Annotated in this window: 2 protein-coding genes and 1 pseudogene; 2 read left to right on the top strand and 1 reads right to left on the bottom strand. The window is 76.5% G+C overall.

What is annotated here, in order from left to right; translation table 11 throughout:
• Positions 1-838: sensor histidine kinase (locus ACFQ3T_RS36060; RefSeq protein ID WP_380730563.1), on the top strand; the 838-nt coding region annotated here is incomplete at its 5' end.
• The gene (locus ACFQ3T_RS36055; protein ID WP_380730561.1) at positions 835-1,719 is read left to right on the top strand and encodes a TAXI family TRAP transporter solute-binding subunit; all 885 of its coding nucleotides are present in this window, start codon (positions 835-837) and stop codon (positions 1,717-1,719) included. The genes ACFQ3T_RS36060 and ACFQ3T_RS36055, both read left to right, overlap by 4 nt.
• A 69-nt stretch (positions 1,720-1,788) precedes the next feature.
• Here the strand turns inward: ACFQ3T_RS36055 and ACFQ3T_RS36050 are convergent.
• Positions 1,789-2,175: pseudogene (locus ACFQ3T_RS36050) on the bottom strand (MmyB family transcriptional regulator); the annotation flags it as partial.
• Positions 2,176-2,242: the final 67 nt, after the last annotated feature.

The raw sequence follows: 2,242 nt of genomic DNA, 5'->3' as shown, positions 1-2,242 counted from the left end.
GTCGTTCCTGCTGGTCCTGGCGGTCACGCGGTGGCTGCTGAAGCCGCTGGCGGCGCTCGCGGCGGGGGTCCGCGCGGTGGCCGCGGGCGAACGGCGGGCGCACGTGACGGGGAGCAGCGGCCCGCCGGAGGTGCGCGAGCTGTCCGAGCTGTTCAACCGCATGTCGGACGCCGTCACGGAGGCCGCCGACCAGCAGCGGCGGCTGATCGCGGACGCGTCGCACCAGCTGCGCAACCCGATGGCGGCGTTGCGGCTGCGCATGGACACGTTGAGCGGGCAGGTCAAGCCCGAGGGCGTGCGGGCGTACACGGCGGGCGTCGCCGAGATCGAACGGCTCGAATCGCTGTTGGACGGCCTGCTGGCGCTGGCGTCGGCGGAGAGCGCGGCGACCGAGGTCGCGGCGGGCGGGCGCGAGCCGGAGCTGACCGACGTCGGCGCGGTGGCGGTGGACCGGGCCGGGTTCTGGCAGGTGCCGCTGCCGGGGACGCCGCCGCTCGCGGTGCTGGTGCGCTGCCCGGAGTCGGACCTGGCGCAGGTGCTCGACGTGCTGCTGGACAACGCGGTGAAGTACGGCGGCGAGGTGCGGGTGTCGCTCGGCGCGGACCGCGCGGCGGGCGTCGGGTGGGTGGAGGTGCACGACGACGGCCCCGGCCTGACCGCCGAGGAGCTGGCGCTGGCCACGTCCCGGTTCTGGCGGGGGCGGTCGGGCAAGCCGGGCACCGGTCTCGGCCTGGCGATCGCGGACCAGCTCGTCCGGGCCCGCCACGGCGCCCTGAGCCTGTCGTCGGCGGACGGCTTCACCGCGCGCGTCACCCTGCCGCTGGAGCCGGCGCTGTGAACCGCCGGGTGTTCCTCCTCGGGCTGCTCGCCACCGGGTGCGCGTCGGGCGTGCCGGCGGGCGAGCTGACCATCGCCGCGGGCGAGCGCGGCGGCATGTACTTCGACTTCGCGTCCCTGCTCGCGGACCAGCTCATCGACCTGCGGGGACGGGTGCTGGAGACCGAGGGCAGCCTGGCGAACCTGGGGCTGCTCGCCGCCGGTCAGGCGCAGGTGGCGCTCGCGCTGGCGGACTCGGCCCGCGTCGCCGACCCGGGGCTGGAGCTGCGGGCGCTGGGCCGGGTCTACGAGAACTACCTCCAGCTGGTGGTGCGGGAGGACGACCCGGCGCGGTCGGCCGCCGACCTGGCCGGGCGCACGGTGTCGCTGGGCGCGGCGGGCTCCGGCGCGTCGCTGTCCGGTGAGCGGATGCTCGTCGCCCTCGACCTGCGCACGTCGGTGCGGGTCGAGCACCTGAAGCTCGGCGACGCCGTGCGGGCGTTGGCGGAGCGCCGCATCGACGCGCTGCTGTGGTCCGGCGGCGTGCCGACGCCCAAGCTGGCCGAGCTGTCCGGCATCCGCCTGCTGCCGCTGGCCGACCTGGTGCCGGGGCTGCGCGCGGCGCACGGCTCGGTGTACGAGCAGGTGCCGGTGCCGGTCGGCGTCTACGGCGCGACCCGCGAGGTGCCCACGATCGGGGTGGCGAACCTGCTGGTGTGCCGGGCGTCGCTGCCGGACGCCGTGGCCGCCGCGATCACGCGGACGCTGGTGTCACGCGCCGCCGCGCTGGTGCCGGCGCAGACCCTCGGCACCCAGTTCCTCGACGTGCGCAGCCTCATCGGCACCGCGGGCCTGCCGCTGCACCCCGGCGCCGCCGCCACCTACCGCGACGTGCACGGATGAGGCCAGCAGCAGCATCGCGGCCTCCGACGACGAGTCGGCCTCCGTGGTGGCGAGCACGAGGGACTGGTCCTCGGCGGCGAACGTCTGCTGGGTGACGGTGAGCGTGCCGACCAGCGGGTGGCGCACGTCGTAGGTGGCCGTGCCGCACGCCCGCACGCGGTGGTCCAGCCACAGCCGGGCGAACTCGGGGCTGCGCATGGTCAGCTCGCCGATCAGCCCCGCGAGCAGCGGGTCGTCCGGGTGGCGGCCCGCGACCAGCCGCAGGTGCTCCACCACCGACCGGGCCTTCGCGGGCCAGTCGGCGTACAGCTCGCGCACGTGCGCGTCGAGGAAGACCAGCCGGGCGGTGTTCGGGCGGTCCGCGGGCCGCCGCGGCGAGGTCGGGTCGAGGTGGCCCGCGAACAGGGCGTGCCCCATGCGGTTCCACGCCAGCACGTCGCCGCGCCGCCCGGTCACCACCGCGGGCACGTCGCCGATCTGGCGGAGGAGGTCCAGCAGCGCGCGCGACGCGTGCTCGGCCGGC

The sequence above is a fragment of the Saccharothrix hoggarensis genome (assembly GCF_042678885.1).
GTDB lineage: Bacteria > Actinomycetota > Actinomycetes > Mycobacteriales > Pseudonocardiaceae > Actinosynnema > Actinosynnema hoggarensis.
This window is presented reverse-complemented; position numbering and strand designations above follow the sequence as displayed.